This is a genomic window from Chryseobacterium sp. 22532 (assembly GCF_052044665.1).
GTDB classification, from domain to species: Bacteria; Bacteroidota; Bacteroidia; order Flavobacteriales; family Weeksellaceae; genus Chryseobacterium; species Chryseobacterium lathyri.
The window spans coordinates 313605-332612 of the sequence record NZ_JBQENJ010000003.1; the positions used below are offsets into that span (position 1 = coordinate 313605).

General features: G+C 39.3%; 15 protein-coding genes. 2 read left to right on the top strand and 13 right to left on the bottom strand.

The window, feature by feature from the left end; translation table 11 throughout:
• Positions 1-10: 10 nt before the first annotated feature.
• The 5 genes from truB to ACTJIV_RS09335 all read right to left on the bottom strand — a co-directional run bounded on the left by truB (position 11) and on the right by ACTJIV_RS09335 (position 3281).
• Positions 11-709 (bottom strand): tRNA pseudouridine(55) synthase TruB, encoded by a 699-nt coding sequence (gene truB / locus ACTJIV_RS09315; protein WP_336379996.1) that lies wholly within the window; start codon positions 707-709, stop codon positions 11-13.
• A complete protein-coding gene (locus ACTJIV_RS09320) occupies positions 709-1158 on the bottom strand; it encodes a hypothetical protein (protein WP_440627029.1) in 450 nt (149 codons plus the stop codon). Before ACTJIV_RS09320 ends, truB begins: the two co-directional genes overlap by 1 nt.
• 4 nt (positions 1159-1162) lie before the next feature.
• Entirely contained in the window at positions 1163-1981 is an 819-nt protein-coding gene (locus ACTJIV_RS09325; protein ID WP_111960371.1) for an undecaprenyl-diphosphate phosphatase, read from the bottom strand.
• Positions 1982-2082: 101 nt separating this feature from the next.
• Complete coding sequence (locus ACTJIV_RS09330) at positions 2083-2379, bottom strand: DUF3098 domain-containing protein (protein WP_111960369.1); 297 nt, start codon at positions 2377-2379, stop codon at positions 2083-2085.
• Between the two features lie 2 nt (positions 2380-2381).
• Positions 2382-3281 (bottom strand): cell division protein FtsX, encoded by a 900-nt coding sequence (locus ACTJIV_RS09335; RefSeq protein ID WP_111960367.1) that lies wholly within the window; start codon positions 3279-3281, stop codon positions 2382-2384.
• A 91-nt stretch (positions 3282-3372) separates the two neighbouring features.
• Here ACTJIV_RS09335 and rsmA point away from each other — a divergent pair, with 91 nt between their 5' ends.
• Positions 3373-4143, top strand: a complete 771-nt coding sequence (rsmA, locus tag ACTJIV_RS09340) for a 16S rRNA (adenine(1518)-N(6)/adenine(1519)-N(6))-dimethyltransferase RsmA (protein ID WP_111960365.1) — start codon at positions 3373-3375, stop codon at positions 4141-4143.
• A gap of 73 nt (positions 4144-4216) precedes the next feature.
• Here rsmA and ACTJIV_RS09345 read toward each other — a convergent pair whose 3' ends face one another.
• The 8 genes from ACTJIV_RS09345 to ACTJIV_RS09380 form a co-directional block, all read right to left on the bottom strand.
• Positions 4217-6595 (bottom strand): choice-of-anchor L domain-containing protein, encoded by a 2379-nt coding sequence (locus ACTJIV_RS09345; protein WP_440627032.1) that lies wholly within the window; start codon positions 6593-6595, stop codon positions 4217-4219.
• A gap of 108 nt (positions 6596-6703) precedes the next feature.
• Positions 6704-10303 carry a choice-of-anchor L domain-containing protein gene (locus ACTJIV_RS09350; protein ID WP_440627034.1) on the bottom strand — a complete coding sequence of 1200 codons (3600 nt, stop codon included), beginning with the start codon at positions 10301-10303 and terminating at the stop codon, positions 6704-6706.
• A gap of 171 nt (positions 10304-10474) precedes the next feature.
• Entirely contained in the window at positions 10475-12835 is a 2361-nt protein-coding gene (locus tag ACTJIV_RS09355) for a choice-of-anchor L domain-containing protein (RefSeq protein ID WP_440627036.1), read from the bottom strand.
• Positions 12836-13276: 441 nt separating this feature from the next.
• Positions 13277-13807, bottom strand: coding sequence for a DUF1003 domain-containing protein (locus ACTJIV_RS09360; RefSeq protein ID WP_111960357.1), 531 nt, complete (start codon positions 13805-13807; stop codon positions 13277-13279).
• Positions 13808-13819: 12 nt separating this feature from the next.
• On the bottom strand, positions 13820-14590 hold the full coding sequence (locus tag ACTJIV_RS09365; protein ID WP_223558685.1) for a TIGR02757 family protein: 771 nt from the start codon (positions 14588-14590) through the stop codon (positions 13820-13822).
• A gap of 7 nt (positions 14591-14597) precedes the next feature.
• Positions 14598-15512 (bottom strand): ribonuclease Z, encoded by a 915-nt coding sequence (locus ACTJIV_RS09370; RefSeq protein WP_336379999.1) that lies wholly within the window; start codon positions 15510-15512, stop codon positions 14598-14600.
• A gap of 87 nt (positions 15513-15599) precedes the next feature.
• Positions 15600-16187, bottom strand: a complete 588-nt coding sequence (rdgB, locus tag ACTJIV_RS09375) for an RdgB/HAM1 family non-canonical purine NTP pyrophosphatase (RefSeq protein WP_262901771.1) — start codon at positions 16185-16187, stop codon at positions 15600-15602.
• Positions 16188-16244: 57 nt separating this feature from the next.
• Complete coding sequence (locus ACTJIV_RS09380) at positions 16245-17075, bottom strand: CPBP family intramembrane glutamic endopeptidase (RefSeq protein WP_336380000.1); 831 nt, start codon at positions 17073-17075, stop codon at positions 16245-16247.
• Positions 17076-17409: 334 nt separating this feature from the next.
• On the opposite strand from ACTJIV_RS09380, the gene ACTJIV_RS09385 reads away from it, so the two are divergent.
• Positions 17410-19005, top strand: a complete 1596-nt coding sequence (locus ACTJIV_RS09385) for a peptide chain release factor 3 (RefSeq protein ID WP_440627040.1) — start codon at positions 17410-17412, stop codon at positions 19003-19005.
• Positions 19006-19008 lie beyond the last annotated feature (3 nt).

Below are 19008 nucleotides of genomic sequence, written 5' to 3' on the forward strand. Positions count from 1 at the left end.
AAATTTTTTATCATAAGCTTTCGAATCTGTATTCATTCTCCAGAAAATCAGCGGTCGCATTTTCAATCGTATAATCTCCGATCTTTGTGCGTCTAAGCTGTGTAAGATAAGCTCCCACTCCCAGCTCCTGCCCAATGTCATGAGCCAGACTTCTGATATAGGTACCTTTTGAACATCCTACCGTAAAGCTGACCAAAGGAAATTCAATGTTAATATCTTTAATGTAGAAGATTGTCGTTTTCCTGGATTTCATTTCAACTTCTTCTCCTGCTCTAGCTAAATTATAAGCTCTTTGTCCATCAATTTTTATGGCTGAGTATACCGGAGGTTTCTGCTCTATTTCCCCAACGAATTTTTCAAGAGTTTCTTTGACTTGCTGTTCTGTAACGTGGGCAATATCCTGATGAAGGATCTCTGGTTTTTCCGTATCATAGGATTCTGTCTGTACTCCTATTTTGATTTCCGTCCAGTATTCTTTGGGAGCATCCTGAATTTCGGGAATTTTCTTTGTAAATTTTCCACAGCAGACAATAAGCAGACCGGTTGCTCTCGGATCTAAGGTTCCTGCATGGCCTATTTTAAATTTCTTGGGAAGATTAAATTCTCTTTTGAGTTTATACTTCATCTTATTGACCGCCTGGAAAGAGGTCCAATCCAAAGGTTTATCCAATAAGAATACATATCCTGCTTGCAGTTCTTCAGCTGTCATTATTCTAAAATTTCGGTGATACTTACTAAGCTTGGCAACTTATTGACCTTCTGCTTGCAGTCAGGTCCGTTTTCTACATTGACAAAGCATTTTTTATCACCAATGAAGTAGTATATATTCTGAAAAGGGTACACTGAATTATTCGGAGCAATGTTCACTGTATAATTTTCAGGTAAATTAAATTTATAGCTGGTTTTGCTAACAGATGTAATTTTTTGGCGGTAACATTTTCCTTCTTTGGAATATTCCATAAAAGGTTTGTGGTCCAGTCTTTCGTCCGGGACAAGCTCCTTACAGATCAGTAGATCTTCAGCAAGATTTTTTTCTTTCAGCTCAACGAAAAATTCTATCCTTTCTCCTGTATTATTTTTTACAAACAGCGTATGTGCCGGAGCACAGGACACGATCAGGCCGGAAAAAGCCAATATTTTTAAAATATTACTTTTCATAGGCTTATTTAAAGAAATAGAAATAGATCAACAAAGCAATTCCTACAAAGATACGGTACCAACCCCAAGGTTTGAAACCATATTTGTTCAGTACTCCGATGAATGCTTTAATGGCAATCAATGCTACAATAAATGCTACAATATTTCCTACTATGAAGATCATAATATGATCCTGAGATGCCATAATCATTTCATACCCCTTCTGAGGGTTCCCGGTTTCTTTCCCCCAAGTTTTCAGGAAAACAGAATATACCGTTACTGCCAGCATTGTCGGAACGGCCAGAAAGAAAGAAAATTCTGCAGCAGCCTTTCTGGTCAGCCCCTGTGACATTCCTCCAATAATAGAAGCTGCACTGCGGCTGGTTCCCGGCATCATTGCAAGACACTGCCAGAAGCCTATTGTGATTGCTTTTCTTATGGTAATCCCTTTTTCATCATCAATTGTAGGGTTCTTGAACCATTTGTCTGCGAAAAGCAGAACTATACCTCCCAATACGAGTACTGAAGAAATGGCGATCTGGTTTCCAAGGACGGATTCAATTTTATCATCAAATAAATACCCCAGAACCAATGCCGGAACAACTGCAAAAGCAAGCTTATAATAAAACTGGAGATTTTTCAGATCAAAGAATTTTTTCCAGTATGCCACTACAACGGATAAAATAGCACCGAACTGAATAGACACCTGAAACATTTTCAGAAACTCATCCTCTTGCAGACCCAAAAGGTTCGCTGCAAATCCCATGTGTGCCGTAGAAGAAATAGGAAGATACTCTGTAAGTCCTTCAATAATAGCAATAATGATTGCTTTAATTAAATCCATATTTTGGTGTATATAAAAATTTAAAGATTAAAAGATTCTGAAATTTAGAACGAGTTCTAAACCACTTAACCTTTTAATCTCTAAACAAAGAATGTATTAATTTATTTTCTTTTTAAAATAGCATAAACTTCTATTCCAAAGCCTATCACTATAAACAGTGGTGCAATTCTGATCCTTCGGATGGAAAAAATACCATCATTCCATGAGTTAGGATCAAATTTACCGTCTACTGTATTAGCATCCGGCCCCATCATCAGCAGGAAGCCTACTATGATAAAAGCCAGTCCTATCAGCATCCACTTAAAGTTCTGCTGTCCGAAGTAAAAGGTATTTTCCTGTGGTACTTCGGTTTCTTTGCCAAACTCTGAAGCGGCAAATTTATTTGTTTTTTTGCTCATTATTAAGAGTAATATAGATCGTCAACGTTTGATTTTAAGAATCTCCATGTAGCGAAAATGGTACTTAAAACAGAAATAAAAATTCCTACTCCAAGCACTAAAACAATCAGCCAGAAATATTGGTTGTTATCCTGTACGAAAGCCGAACCAATCTGGCTTGTAAAATAATACCAAACTCCTCCCAGTGCCAGAAGTCCAATCACTGATCCGATAGCCCCTAAAATAATGGCTTCGATGATAAACGGCTTAAGGATGAATCTTCTTTTTGCTCCAACGAGCTGCATGGTTTTAATGATAAATCTTTTGGAGAATATTTTAAGTCTGATCGAGTTGTTGATCAGTACTACTGCCAAGACAAGAAACAGAATAGAGAATCCCAGGATCCACTTAAGGATTCTGCTTAGATTATTGTAAACATCCACCATTAAAGTGCTGTCATTCTTAACATCTACAATACCCGGAACAGCTTTGATCACTTTAATTGCCCCGTCAATTTTTGCAGGATCTACATATTCTGGCTTTAATGCAACTTCGATGGATGAAGGGAAAATATTTTCCTCAAAAAGTGCATCGCTGTCTATCCCCATTGTTTTTTTGGCTTCTTGAGCCGCCATGTCCCGTGAGATATACGTTGCTTTTTTTACAGGAGCTAAGGTCTGTACCTTTTTAAAAGTTTCTTCCTCCAGTTTTGCAATCTTTACAGAATCTTTTGCATCGTAGTTTTCATCAAAATAAGCATTTACTACCAGCTGCTCTTTAATATAGTCAGAATACTTTTGGGCATTAATTAAAATAAGCCCCATTAATCCTAACAAAAATAACACTAATGCGATACTTATTACGACTGTAATATTGCTTGACCGAAGCCTTTTCTTATTAAACTCATCTACAGATTTAGCCATTAATATTAAAATTTTTGGCTAAATTAGAAAAAATCTTCCGAAATTTGGGGAGAAATAAAGAAAATCATTGTTAATAAAATCATAAAAAACTTTGAGTGTAAAAGCAAAAAAACATCTTGGACAGCACTTTCTGACAGATGAAAATATCGCGAGAAAAATCGTGGAGGGTCTTAGTTTTGAAGACTATAAAAATGTCATGGAAGTAGGTCCCGGAATGGGTGTCCTTACCAAATATCTGTTTGAAAAAGAACAGACTATCTATCTGGCAGAGATAGACACCGAATCTATTGAATACCTGAAAAAGAACTATTCAAAGATTACAGAAAATACTTTTGTAGGAGATTTTCTGAAACAGGACTTCCATTTTATCAATGGAGAGCAGCTTGCCATTATTGGTAACTTTCCTTATAATATCTCTTCGCAAATCCTTTTTAAGATTGTTGATTATTATCAGCAGATTCCTGAAATGGTAGGAATGTTCCAGAAAGAAGTTGCGGAAAGAACAGCTGCAGTACCCAGAACTAAAGATTACGGTATTCTTTCTGTTCTGATCCAGGCCTATTATGATGTTTCTTATCTGTTTACCGTTCATGAAAATGTGTTCAATCCACCTCCGAAAGTAAAATCAGGAGTCATCCGACTGACCAGAAATCCAAAAGAAGGTCTGGCTGGAAACGAGGTTCTTTTTAAGCAGATTGTAAAAGCAGGATTTAACCAGAGAAGAAAAAAGCTTTCAAACTCCTTGAAAATATTGAATATTCCTGAAGCTTTAAAGACCCACGAATTTTTGGACAAGAGGGCGGAAGAGCTCAGCGTTCTGGATTTTATAGGCTTTGCCAATCTCTGGAAACAAAATCAATAAGTAGTCTATTTCAAAAAAATAAAAAGCCTTTCAAGTAAACTTGAAAGGCTTTTCTATGCATGATTTCTGTATCTTATTCTCGATTCTTAAGCATGATCCATCCGGACCAGTTCATCTGAATTTTTGACTTAGGATATTCGAAATTAAATTTATACCAGTAAGTTGCTGTAGAAAGTTTTTTTCCACCCACAGTTCCATCCCATACAGGTTTTTCTTTAGAGAATCTAAACATTTCCACTCCATACCTGTCAAAAACAGATCCTGTGAAATTTTTGAATCCAACCAATGCTGTAAGGTCCAGAATATCATTTACACCATCATCATTAGGTGTAATGATATTATTGATCTGCAGCGTATAGAAATCAAAGGTTCCCACACAATGAGTTCCTACTCTTCTCACCAATACGGTATAATTTGTATTGTCCAAAAGGTTGGTGAAAATATTTGAATCCTGCCACGTGATTCCATTGTCGATAGAATATTCTAAAGTACTTGGGGTATTATTCATCATGGGATTTTCCGCAATAATCATCACGGTTTTTTTAGCACTTTCATAATTCACTGCTGTCACGAAAGGAGTGGCTGCACCTCCTACTTTCGCGGTGAAGATCTTTTTACAGAAGCCGTTATCCACTTCTACCGTATAAACACCCCAGCTGTCCGCAGTGATAGTTTGTGTTGTAGCTCCGGTACTCCATAAGTATTTATAATTAGGTCCAGCACCTGCATCTAAAGTAACACGATCACCCAGACACATTTCCACATCTTTTAAAGGTGAAGTGATCTCTGGGGTAACCTCTACGGTTATGGTAGCAGGATTTAAAGAACGACAGCCTTTTGTCCCCACTGCATACACAGAAAATGTTGTAGTCTGATACAAAGTTACAGTTTGTGTATTTCCTGTACCCGGAAAATTAACCCATTGATAGGTAACACCTCCCTCAGCCGTAAGAGTTACCGCTTCTCCCGGACATATTTTAATTCTGGAAGATTTTATCCCTGCCTTAGGTGTAGTTTCTTTTAGTAGCTTTAATTCTATCATCTTGCTGCAGAAACCTCCGTTTGAAACTACAACATACAGAATCTGCCCATCTGTACCGTTATAATTTAAAATATTCTGAATATAGTTATTATTCTGAGCCACAGCATCAGCCTGATTTACATAGAATCTGAATACAGCTCCCTGTGTCGGGCTTATTGACGGCATAGCATTCGTCAGGTCAAAAGTGGTAATATCCGGCGTAGAACACAGTAAAAGTGTTGCATCCTGGGCCTGCGGAGTGGTTCCCCCGTGAATTTCTATGGTTGCTTTACCCGGACAAGGATTTCCGGGAACACTTACTTCGATAGTATATGTTCCTGGCTGTACAGCCGTAATCGTATTGGTAGTGGCACCAGCTACCGGAGCTCCGTTGAGGTACCATTGGTATAATAAGTTAGGGTCACTTACTGATGCTGTAATTATCTGCGGTTCATTATCGCAGACATTGATTTCTGAAGGTAATGTAGCACCGCTGGGATCCAGAAGTTCTACACCGATATTAAATGATCCTCCTTCCAGAAATACAGCAGAATCCCAGCCATGATCTTCAAAGCTTCCCGGTGCATAATCGGCAACAACCATTTTAAAGTGATATTCCTGCCCTGCCATTACAGTCGCAGTTGCAGTAAGAGGAATTGTTCTTCCTTCAAAATTGGTTTCAACATTGCCTGTATTATATCCTGCAAAATACTGTTCATTAACTGCAGCACAACCGCCACCGCCAGGAATTAACGGGTGGATATTCGTAATACTTACAGGACCGGCACCGTTTGGAAGCACCGCCATATTCTGATAAGGTCCTCCAGATGTCGGTCTAAGCAAAATAGCAAAAGCATCTGCATACTGACATGGGAATGAGCCGGAGTACTCCTCCGAAGCCAAAATATAATTAAATTTGATCTGTGATGTTGTAGGGGTAAAGTCAAATTCCAAAAGAACACCATCCGTCAGCGTTCCGGTAGATCCAATAGCCTGTGCAAGATCTGAATCTGTACCGCCACCATTATTATCACTCAGGTTTCCTTCAGGTCCGTTTCCTGCTCTTCTTGCTTTTCCTGTAGAAAGTACAATCCCGTCTTTGAAAGGAAAATTAGTGGTTCCTTTATGAAAATATCCCCAGGATCTGTCTGCATCGCTCACAGCATGGTTAGGTGTAATTTTCACATTGGATACTGCAGGCGTTACACAAGTATTTGTTCCTGAAGAGATGAGGACATCTTTCACCAGCTGCGTAATAGAATAGCTGGATTCCGCATACCCCGGAGTATTCACATCAATAAAATTGCCCGCTTTTTGAGTAACTGATCCTGCAGGCTTATCTTTAGGAGGTTTTCGGGGGCCTGTTGTTTGTGAAAATAAAAATGTCGAAACGACTAAGAAAAATAAAATGAATAGTAGATTTCTTCGCATAATACTTTTGTTTCAACAAATTTAATTTATTTCTAAATATATCCTATATTTTTTATAAAATTTTTAATATAAAAAAAGCAAACCTCCCAAATATGGAAGGTTTATCTATTAGTTTCTGTTTTTTAGCAATATCCAGCCTGATCGCTGTTCCAGCTTTTTGCTGGCCGGATTCTCCCACTGTACTTTATACCAGTAAGTGCCTGTAGGCAGGTTCATTCCTTTTAAAGAACCTGTCCAGACAGCATCGGTTTTGGTTGCCCGGAAAAGTTCTGCACCATACCGGTCAAAAACTGATGCTGCAAAGTTATTATATCCCCTAAGTCCTGAGAAATCTATTGTGTCATTTACTCCATCCATATTAGGTGTTATGGCATTACTGATTACAAATGTGAAATAATCCAGTGAGGTACTACAATTTGCATCTTTTACCCTTACCATCACATGGTAGTTTGTATTATTTAAGACATTATAAAATATATTGGACGACTGCCATACCACACCTCCATCTATTGAATATTCCAATTCACCTCCCGTAGGGTTGCTTGCTGTAAGGGTAAGCACATGATTATCATATACTATATTTGTAAACTGAGGGAGATCTGGATTTAATAATTTTCCGGTGAAAGTCTTAGAACATACTCCATTACTGATGGTAACGGTATAGGTTCCGGGAACATTGGTCGATATAGTCTGGGTAGTTGCACCTGTGCTCCATAAATAAGTATAGTTAGTACCTGCACCAGCATCTAGAACCCCTGTATCGCCGGCACATACATATACATCCTCTAATGTAGATACAATAGCCGGTACCACCTCAATGGTCACCTTTGCAGGCAGTACAGAACTACAACCATTACCTCCCAATGCATACACTGAGTATTCCGTAGTAACGGTTGGCGAAACCACCTGAGTATTTCCGTTTCCGGGAAGGCCTACCCAGTTATAGGTAATTCCTCCGGTAGCCGTAAGAGTAACGGATTCTCCCACACATATTTTTGATTTGGATGCGGATATGCCTGCTGTTGGTGGTCCAACTATTACAGTAACTGTTGCCGGGGTTGCAGAAACACATCCGTTAGCTGCTACTGCAAATACTTCATAAACGGTAGTAACAACCGGAGAAACCACCTGGGTATTTCCGTTTCCGGGAAGGCCCGTCCAGTTATAGGTTGCACCTCCTGAAGCAGTCAGCGTTACTGATTCTCCGACACATATTCTGGGTTGAGAGGAAACAAGAGTGGCCGTTGGCAATGTTGTATTTTGCGTTACGGTAACTGTTGCTGTATAGGTACAGGTTAAATTTCCCGGCTGGGATACATTGGTAACTGTAAGTGTATAGGTCCCTCCTGCATTCACTACAGGATTAAGCGTATTGGCACCTGACACTATATTTCCACCTCCTGCTGCTGTCCATGCAATAGTAGATCCAGCAGGCACTACAGATGCCAAAGCATTTAATGTAGTCTGAGGGGTTGTACAGGTTATTTCCTGCGGTGCTGCTATCGTAAGTGTTGTTTCGGCTGTTCTTAGTAACTGAAGGGAAACTACATAATGACATCCTCCGTTTTTTACTAATACATATATAGTCTGATTTCCCGGTGGCGAATAGGTTGTTGGCGCTGCAATAAAATTAGCATTTCCCGCAAGAGCATCAGCCTGATTGATATAATAGGTAAAAGTAACACCTGCTCCTGCAGAAGTGATCTGACTCTGAGCAGTTGTCAGGTCATAGGTAAGTCCCGGAGCATAACATTTATGTAATATAGCATTCTGTACAGTGATGGGCTGTGAAACTTCAATAGTGATTGTGGCAGGATTTTGAGATACACATCCATTGGCTCCTACAGCACTTACTGTATACGTAGTAGTTGCAGTAGGTGATACTGTCTGAGTATTACCTGTTCCGGGAAGGCCCGTCCAATTATAAGTAGTACCTCCTGAAGCAGTTAAAGTGACCGATTCACCACTACATATCTGTGTTTTACTTGCTGTAAGTCCTGTTACAGGTGGAGCGCTGTCTCCTGTAACTGTAACATTGGCAACAGCAATACAGGTAACAGGTCCCGGCTGATACGTTTTTGATATTGTTAAAGTATAAGTCCCCGGAGCATTGATAACCGGAGTTAGTGTATTTCCTCCTGAAACGATATTTCCTCCGGTTGTCGTCCAGTTAAAAGTAGATCCCGCAGGATAAACAGAAGCTGAAGCATCTAAAGTGGTCTGCGAGCTGGCACAGGTTAATACCGCGGGCGGCAAAATTGATGCAGTCATCTGAGGTGCTTTTACCAGCTGCAACTGAGCTACTTTGAAACAGAAGCCATTTTTAACACGAACATATACTGTTTGTCCTCCAGGGCTTGAATAGGTGGCAGGGCTGGGAATGGTATTTGCATTTCCAGCGAGCGCATCTGCCTGGTTTAAGTAATATGTAAATGTTGCACCAGGGGTTGTACTTATAGAAGCGTCTGCAGAAGGTAAATTAAAGGTTGCATTTCCAGCAGCGTAACAGGCTGTCAGGGTCGCATTCTGTACGGTAGGGGAAGTTCCTCCAACTACTGTAATCGTTCCCGTTCCCGGGCATGTGTTTCCCTGGATGAATACCTGAACACTGTATACACCTGGTTGCGTAGCAGTATAACTAGCTCCGGTTTGACCGGGAATAGGGTTATTATTTAAGAACCATTGATAAGTAACGTTAGGAACCTGAACAGAGGCTGTAAATGTCTGAGGTGCATTATCGCACATATAAACTGTATCAGGAAGCTGTACTCCGGCAGGATCGAGAATTTTCACTCCTATGTCAAATGATCCCGCTTCCAGAAATACAGCTGAGTCATAACTCCTGTCACTAAAATCTGCCAAGACCATTTTGAAGTGGTAGGTCTGGCCTGGAATTACAGTCGCTTTTGCGGTCAAGGGAACGGTACGTCCATCAAAGTTAGTTTCAACAATAGGGTTATTGATTCCTGCGAAATACTGTTCGTTTATAGGGCCACAGCCAGAACTTCCGGAAATTGCAGGATGTATGTTAGTTACACTCACGGGGCCTGCTCCGTTAGGAAGTACTGCGAGATTGGTATAGTTAGGATCAGTTGCTTTTTTTAACAGTAAAGCAAATCCGTCTGATTTGGTACATGCAAACTGGAATGCGGGAGCATATTCTTTGGAAGCAAACAGGTATCTGAATGTAACCTCTGTAGAAGCCGGTACAAAATCAAATTCTATATAGGTAGCATCTCTCAGTTCACCATTATTGATTCCCAAAGCCGCAGCCAGATCTGTATCTCCAAAAGTATTCAGACCGTCACTTAAAATTCCCTGATAACTGTTACCTGCTTTTGCAGCGTATCCGGTGGAAAGAACAATTCCTTTTGCAAAAGGAAAAGCTGTGGTTCCTTTATTAAAGAACCCCCAGCTTCGGCCAGGATCATTTATTGATAAATTGGGAGAAACAGTGACGTTACTTACATTGGACGTGGAACAAGCTCCTCCGGAAATCAATACGTCTTTTACCAGCTGTGTAATGCTGTAGCCGGACTCCGGATAATTGGGTGTATTTACATCTATAAAAACACCTGCTTTCATAGAGGCGGCACTAGCTTTTTTTGCAGGCATCGCTGCTCTGTCTGTGTTTTGAGCAAAAACCAAACTGCCGATGAGTGCAAAAAATAACGCCAAAAATAAATTTCCAATCCTCCTATTTAACATTTTATAGTATTTTAAACAAAAATACTATTTTTTTTGATTGAAACTTAATTTAGCACAATTTACATTATCACTAATGCAAGTTTATTTATTCAGCAATATAAATTTGCTTTGTTTGAAAATAATAAGAAAGGCTGACAAAAATGCCAGCCTTTCTATAAATTATATAAAAGATTATTCTAAGTTTTTAAGAAGAATCCATCCTGTTTTCACTGCTGTCTGTTTGCTGGCAGGATCCTGATAGGTTACCTGATACCAGTAAGATGCAGTTGGGAGACGTTTTCCCTGGAAATAGCCATCCCAATACGGCCTTGTTTTTCCGGCTTTGAATACTTCTCTTCCGTAACGGTCAAAAACGAACCCTTGAAAATCTTTGTAACTGCTTACTCCGCTAAAGTCAATAATATCATTTACATTGTCTCCGTTTGGTGTGATTACATTTTTCATAACAAATGTAAAGTATTCCAGAAATCCTACACAGCTGGTATTTTTCACTTTGACACGGATGGATATTACGGTATTCTTAGGAACATTGGAGAATACATTGGACGCCTGCCAGGTAAAGCCGTTGTCTACAGAATATTCTAATGTACCGTTACTAGGATTACTTGCCGTAAGAACCATTGTTCCGCTGTCGTTATAATCAACTTTTATAATTTCGGGAACTACAGCGCGTATTACCTGGGTTTTAAATTCTTTTAAACATACCCCGTTACTGATCATAACGGTATATTCACCCGGAGTTGATACGGTAATGCCCTGGGTGGTTTCTCCTGTACTCCATTCATAGGTATAACCCGGTCCTGATCCGGCATCCAAAAGGATCATATCCCCTTCACAGATCTGCCCTCCTTTTAGTGTAGATACGATAGTCGGAACTACATCAATGGTAATGGATGCGGGTTGTAGGGATTTACAGCCCTGTGCACCAATAGCATATACGGTATAGGTTGTGGTCTGGGTTGGGTTTACCGTTCTTACTCCCCCGGTAGAAGAAGTATCTCCCCATTGATAGGTTACACCGCCTCCCGCTGTTAATATCAGAGATTCTCCTTCGCAGATCCTCATTCTCGGAGCAGTAATCTGGGCAACAGGTGTTTCTTCTCTTCTTAGCGTCAGGGTCACAATTTTGCTACAAAATGCACCATTGGAAACGACTACATAAATAATCTGTCCATCGGTACCATTGTAGTTGGTAAGATTGGTAATAAAGCTGTTGTTTTGAGCTTGCGCATCCGCCTGATTGGCATAAAAACGAAATACGGCGCCTGGTGTTGTACTTATCTGTGGTTTTGCATCTTCTAAATTAAAAGTGCTCAGAGTAGGAGTCGCGCAAAGCTTCAATATTGCATTCTGAGCCGTCGGAGAAGTTCCGCCTATAATGGTAATGCTTGCTTTCTGACATTCTGTTCCGCCCACAAAAGTTTTTACTTCGTATACTCCGGGTGAAGTGGCTATATATACAGCACTGGTTGCGTTAGGAATTACCACACCGTTTTTGTACCATTTGTAGGTCATTCCCGGCACAGTTGACACTTGTGCTTTTAAAGTCTGTGGTGTATTATCACACATATTCAGAGTTTCCCCCAAAGGATTTCCGTTACCATCCACGATGGTCATTCCGATGTCAAATGATCCACCCTGCAAAAAAACTGCAGAATCATAACTATTATCCACCGCATCTGCCATCACCATTTTAAAATGATAGGTCTGCCCCGGAACAACTGTGGCCACTGCCGTAAGAGGTATGGTTCTCCCGATGAAATTGGTTTCGATATTCTGCGTATTCAATCCGCCGAAGTATTGCTCATTAATGGTTTCTCCATCACACCCTACTCCCAGTGGTACAATATTAAGAACACTTACCGGTCCTGCTCCATTGGGAAGAACGGCTAAATTTTCATAGGTTGGGTCCCCTACTTTTTTCAGAAGGAGAGCAAAACCGTCTGCAAAATCACCACATGGGAATCCACTTGTATATTCTTCTGAGGCAAATAAATAATTAAATTTTACCTGGTTGCTGTTCGGAACGAAATCAAATTCCAGAGACACAACATCTTTAAGGTCATCCGGCGGATTAATCGCGGCTACCAGATCAGGATCATTCATCCCGGCTCCAGGAACAATATCGCTTAATGTGGATGCTTCCAATCCATTTCCAGCTCTTCTTGCTTTACCGGAAACAAGCACAACTCCGTCAGTAAAAGGAAAATTAGTTGTTCCTTTATGAAAATATCCCCATGCTCTTTCTGTATCTGTTGGCGGCTGATTGGGTGATATGGTTACATTGCTCACATTGGGGGCTGCACACACAGATCCTCCGGAAATCAGTACATTTTTTACCAGCTGATCTATGGTGAACGCGGAAGGCGCATAAGTAGGTACATTTACATCAATAAATGCCCCGGCTTTTTTACTCTGGGTGCTAAACTTTTCGAGCTGCGGCTTTCTGTTCATTTTCTGGGAAAAAGCAGAAACAGAAGCCAATAGAAACATTGTAACTAAAAAGTAATTATTCAGTCTATAATTGAACATTTTATTTTTATTTGTTCAAATGTAACAAAAATATCAATAAAAAACACTCTTTTTCAGTCAATTCAATTAATTTAACATCTATATTAATAATAAATTTATTTTATAATTACATATTCCACAAAATTAGTAGAATTTAATTTTTAAACTTTGAAATGTGCATAAAAAAAACAGACCACCTGTACGGACGGCCTGCTTTTAATCTTGAAAACTACGTTCAATTATAATTTATATTAAGGATAATAGGCTGGAAGCTTGAATAGGGAGACTGGAAGTTACTATCAGACCTACAATTTCTGACGTTATCGTAAAATTTGATGAAGCAGTCTTTAAAAGAATAATAAATTACAGGGTTGTAACTATTTTTTTAACCTCAACTCACATCCCCCTCCCGGCTTACTTATTTATTAAAACAGAAATGTCCTAACCCGAACTCAGGTAGTATTATTCTTTTTTCAGCTGGTCTATTTCTGTCTGCAGCTGGCTGATGATATCTTTTAAAGCTTTGATTTCATTCTTATTGGAATTGACATTGCTTTTCAGAATGACATTCTTGGCCCTTTCATTATGGTCTTCCTCATCTTCGTCTTCGTTGATCTCTTCAATATCTTCCTGGATGTCTTCAATGTCTTCATTAATCTCCTCAATATCCTCGCTGATCTCTTCAATATCTTCGCTGATCTCTTCGATATCTTCCTGAATGTCTTCAATATCTTCCTGGATATCTTCAATCTTTTCGTGACTTTTGTTCACGGACATCTGAATAAAAATAGCCAGATAAATGGCCTCCAGAGAAACTACCGTTGTAAGGATCAGAAGCATCTTATCAAACTCAACGATATTGAGCATCGGCAAAAGAAATGAGGTGATAAAAAATAAAGTATGAACAATGAGTGACGGGATAGAACCTACCCACCATGTAATGCCGTTCGCTATTTTTTCTAAAGCGTCTATTTTTTCAGTTTCTTTTTTCATCGTTTCTTAGTGTTATAAGAGTTCTTTGGTCACTCCAAGCCCAAATAGGGCGAAATCATATTTAGCCGGATCATTTTCATCAAATTTCCTGATGGCTACGTCCAGTTCTTCTACGGTTTTCCAGTCGTTCTGTGTTCTGGAAACCAGTCCAAGCTTTCTGGAAATATTTCCCGTATGTACATCTAACGGGATCGAAAGATATTTCTGATCTATATTTTCCCAAATACCAAAATCTACGCCATGTTTGTCTTTTCGCACCATCCACCGCAGAAACATTATAATTCTTTTGGAGGAAGAGTTTTTATAAGGCGAGCTGATATGTTTGTGGCTTCTGTGCTTTTCAGGTTCCAGAAAACGGCTTCTGAACCTTTCAATAGCATGCTGAAAATTAGTTTCCTGATCGTTTACTTTAAATAAGTTTTCCAGGCTCTCATTTTCTTTATAAATCTTGTTGAACTGCCTGATGAAGTAAGCAAAATCCTGACCGTTAAAAGTTCTGTGGATACTTTTGTTCTGAAGGATATCCAGATCTTTTTCAGAATAATTCAATACAAAATCATAAGGTGAATTCCCCATAATATCAAGCATTTTATCTGCAGATTTAATGATTGATTTCCGGTTGCCCCAGGAAATAGTTGCAGCCAAAAAACCTGCAATTTCTATATCCTGCTTTACATTAAAACGGTGCGGGATCTGTATGGGATCATCTTCAATAAAATCGGGGCTGTTGTATTGGTCTGCCTTTTCATTCAAAAAGCTTTTCAATTCTTCAAAATTAAGCATACAGGTTTTAAATTTTTACGCTTTCCAGTGCTTTTGGCAGGAAGGTGTTGGGAAAAACATTTCTGGCTTCGTCCGTAAATACCGTAAGGTCTGCATACCGGTTTGAGAAATGACCCAGGATCAGTTTTCCCACTTCAGCTTTCTGGGCTATCGTTGCCGCTTCCAAAGCTGTTGAATGTCCGGTATAGTCTGCCATTTCTTTCAGGTCATGGAGGAAAGTGGATTCGTGATACAGAACCGTTACATTTTTAATAATCGGAAGTACCGATTCAAGATACCGGGTATCGCTGCAGAAAGCATAGGAAACAGGAGGTGCCGGATCCAAGGTTAATACTTCATTTTTGAGAACATAGCCATCGCTCAGCACAACATCTTTGCCTGCTTTTATATTGTGGTAATCACAGGTTTCTATTTCTTTGTATTTGGCGATTTCCTTCATATTAAGGTGCCTGTCTTTAGGTTTTTCTTTAAAAAGGTAACCGTTACAGTATATTCTGTGATCCAGCGGGATGGTATATACTTCTACCCTGCTGTCTTCATAAATTTTTTCGGAATAGTCTTTGTCCAGCTCGTGATAAACCACTTCAAAACCACGATGCGTTTCCGTAATGGTAAAGATGGTTTCCAGCATTTTTTTGATTCCTTTCGGGCCATAAACATGCAGAGGAATATCCCTTCCGAGCAAACGGAAAGAGGCGATAAGTCCGGGAAGACCGAAACAGTGATCACCGTGAAGATGTGATATAAAGATATGATTGATCTTTGAAAATCTCGCTTTCGCCTTTCTCAGCTGTACCTGGGTTCCTTCTCCGCAATCGATCAGAAAATGTCTCTCTTCCATTTCCAGCAGCTGTGCCGTGGGCGAAGAATTAATGGTCGGAATAGCTGAATTAAAGCCTAATATCGTTAAATAAGTACTCAAATCAATAGTTTATTATAACAAATGTACGACAGAAAATTTAAACATATCTTTTGGATGCCAGTTTAAATACGACCCGCATAGAATTAATTATTCTTTTACTTTAAGGAAGTCAAGAAACAGATCCAATGCCTGTTTGCGGTGACTTATTTTGTTTTTGTCTTCAGGATTCATTTCTGCAAAAGTCCTGTCATGTCCTTCGGGAACAAAGATGGGATCATATCCAAAACCCTTATGTCCTTTATTTTCTGTGAGTAAATTTCCGTGAACTTTTCCTTCAAAATAACGGGCTCCATTCTCGTCATAGTAACATAGAACCGTAATGAAATAGGCTTTTCTATTTTCCTGACCTTCCAGCTCGCTTAAAACCTTTTCGATATTTTTAGCAAAATCATGATCTCCTGCATAACGTGCAGAAAAAATTCCGGGTCTTCCGTCCAAAGCTTCAACAGCAAGTCCGCTGTCGTCTCCCAAACTTGGGATTCCGGTTTTTTCAAAACAGTATTTTGCTTTGATCAGGGCGTTGGCATTGAAAGAGTCGCCATCTTCTACAATTTCTTCATGAATATTATAATCGGTAAGACTTTTTACTGTAAAATGATTTCCCAGGATCTGCTGGATCTCTTCTTTTTTGTGTTCGTTGTGTGTGGCAACCAATAATTCCATATCTATATTCATTTTTGCTCAATTTGTTTTTTCCGTATCATTTACGGTTAATTTTATATCCGAATTTTGTTAAATTTCAGCGTAATGTACTTTATACTTTTTCGTAAAAAGATAATAGAACAAAGAAAAAAGCACAATCCCGACAGCCAGAATAACCCATTCGGAAATTTTAAAAGCGTCTGCAAAGCTCTCACTTTTGGTGTAGGTAACCAGCAATGAAGAACACAGATTATTAAACCCATGCAACAGCATCGGCAGTAATAACGATTTTGTTTTATAGTAAACCAACCCCAATACGCATCCCAGCAATACGGCTCCTACAAACTGCCATGGATTTCCGTGAACCAGCCCAAAAATAACGGATGCATAAAAAATAGCTCTTCGTGGATCTACCCCTTTATTGATAAGTCCTTTCTGGATAATACCCCTGAAAATAATTTCTTCAAAAATAGGGGCCATGATCACGGTCATAATGATCATGATGACCGGTTCAAAAGTCAGCTGCTCCATAAGCTTTGAGAAAAACTCATAGTATTTTCCCCAGAACGGCCCTGTGGTAGGAATAAGAGATGTTATGAATTCTGAAATGAGCATCATACCCATCATCATAGGAAATATCAGGAGGTAGGTAGAAAAATTCGTAGGAGAAAAATTGAAGTTCAGTTTTTTCCCGGTTGAAGGTCTTACAATGAAAAAATCGAAAAAAGCAATAGCAGTCAGAAAACCTGCAGCATTGGTCACCATCAGGAACCAATCTTTCAGTTCGAGGTTTTCCCTAAAAGCAATTTTCCAAAAACTGCCGAAAAAAGAAACAGCCATTGTTCCTATAAATAATCCTGCCACTAAAACAAGACCGCCGATCCATGTAAAGGTAAACTTCGGATACCTGCTATTCTCCATACTTTTTCTCTGTAAGTTTGAAAAACAAAGATAATTTTTTTGAAAGCCCTAGGCAACTAAAAAAGGAAATTCTTGGACACAGGTACGGTGTCGGATCTGAGTGTGGGAGAGTGAGAGAATTTTTTAATGGAAATACTGTATTTGAAGGTAATTGCTTATTTTTTCTCCCAACTGTATAATATTAATAATTATCATCCTACATCTTCTCTTCAACCTCTAAAAACCCTATCACTCTACCACTCTCCCACACTTAAACCTTGATCCCACAACTTATTCTCCCAAATTATTTGAAACCTCATAAAAAATCCCGATTTTTGCAACTTCAAAATACACTATGTCAGACTTAATCAAAGAAATACAGAAAAGAAAGACTTTCGGGATCATTTCCCACCCGGATGCCGGAAAAACTACACTTACAGAAAAGTTACTTCTTTTCGGGGGTGCTATCCAGGAAGCCGGTGCGGTAAAATCCAACAAAATAAAAAAAGGAGCTACCTCCGACTTTATGGAAATCGAAAGACAGAGAGGGATCTCTGTAGCGACTTCCGTATTGGCTTTTGAATATAAAGATCACAAAATCAATATCCTTGACACACCCGGTCACAAAGACTTTGCTGAAGATACTTACAGAACTTTAACTGCCGTAGACTCTGTGATCGTTGTAATTGACGTTGCAAAAGGAGTTGAGGAACAGACTGAAAAATTAGTAAAAGTCTGCAGAATGAGAAACATCCCAATGCTTGTTTTCATTAATAAACTGGACCGTGAGGGTAAGGATGCATTTGATCTTCTGGATGAAGTGGAACAGAAATTGGGGTTAAGAGTGGTTCCGCTATCTATCCCAATCGGTATGGGAAGTGATTTCCAGGGTATTTATAATATCTGGGAAAATAATATCCAGCTGTTTCTTGAAGAAAAGAAGCAAAGAGTTGGTGAAACGGTTAAGTTTGACGATATCAATGATCCTTCAATAGATGAGGTGATCGGTGAAAAAGCTGCTCAAAACCTGAGAGATGAGCTTGAGCTTGTACAGTCTGTTTATCCTGAATTCAGCCGCGAAGAATATATGAACGGTGATTTACAGCCGGTTTTCTTTGGTTCGGCTTTAAATAATTTTGGAGTGCGTGAACTATTGGATGCATTTATTGAAATTGCTCCAATGCCACAGCCTAAAGAAAGTGACATACGACTTGTAAAGCCGGAAGAGAATAATTTTACAGGATTCGTTTTCAAGATCCACGCGAACATGGATCCGAAGCACAGAGACAGACTTGCATTCGTAAAAATTGTTTCGGGAACATTCAAAAGAAATGAAAATTACCTGTTGGTAAGAGAAGGCAAAAAAATGAAATTCTCTTCCCCTAATGCATTCTTTGCTGATAAAAAAGAAGTTGTGGATGAAAGTTTCCCTGGGGATATTGTTGGTCTTCATGATACAGGAAGTTTCAGGATCGGTGATACGTTAACAGGAGGTGAAAAACTGAGCTTCAAAGGAGTGCCAAGCTTTTCTCCGGAACACTTCCGTTATATCAACAACAGCGATCCGCTTAAAGCTAAACAGTTGGCCAAAGGTATTGATCAGCTGATGGATGAAGGAGTTGCCCAATTATTTACTCTTGAAATGAACGGCAGAAAGATCATCGGAACTGTAGGGGCACTTCAGTATGAGGTTATCCAATACCGTTTGGAGCATGAATATGGCGCCAAATGTACCTACGAACCTCTTTCTATGCATAAGGCGTGCTGGGTGGAAGCGGATGAAAAATCTGACGAGTTTAAGGAGTTTGCAAGATTAAAGCAGCGTTTCCTTGCCAGAGATAAATATGATCAGCTTGTATTCCTCGCAGATTCTTCGTTTACGATTCACATGACTCAGGAAAAATTCCCGAATGTGAAACTGCATTTCATCAGTGAATTTCAACAAGACTAAATT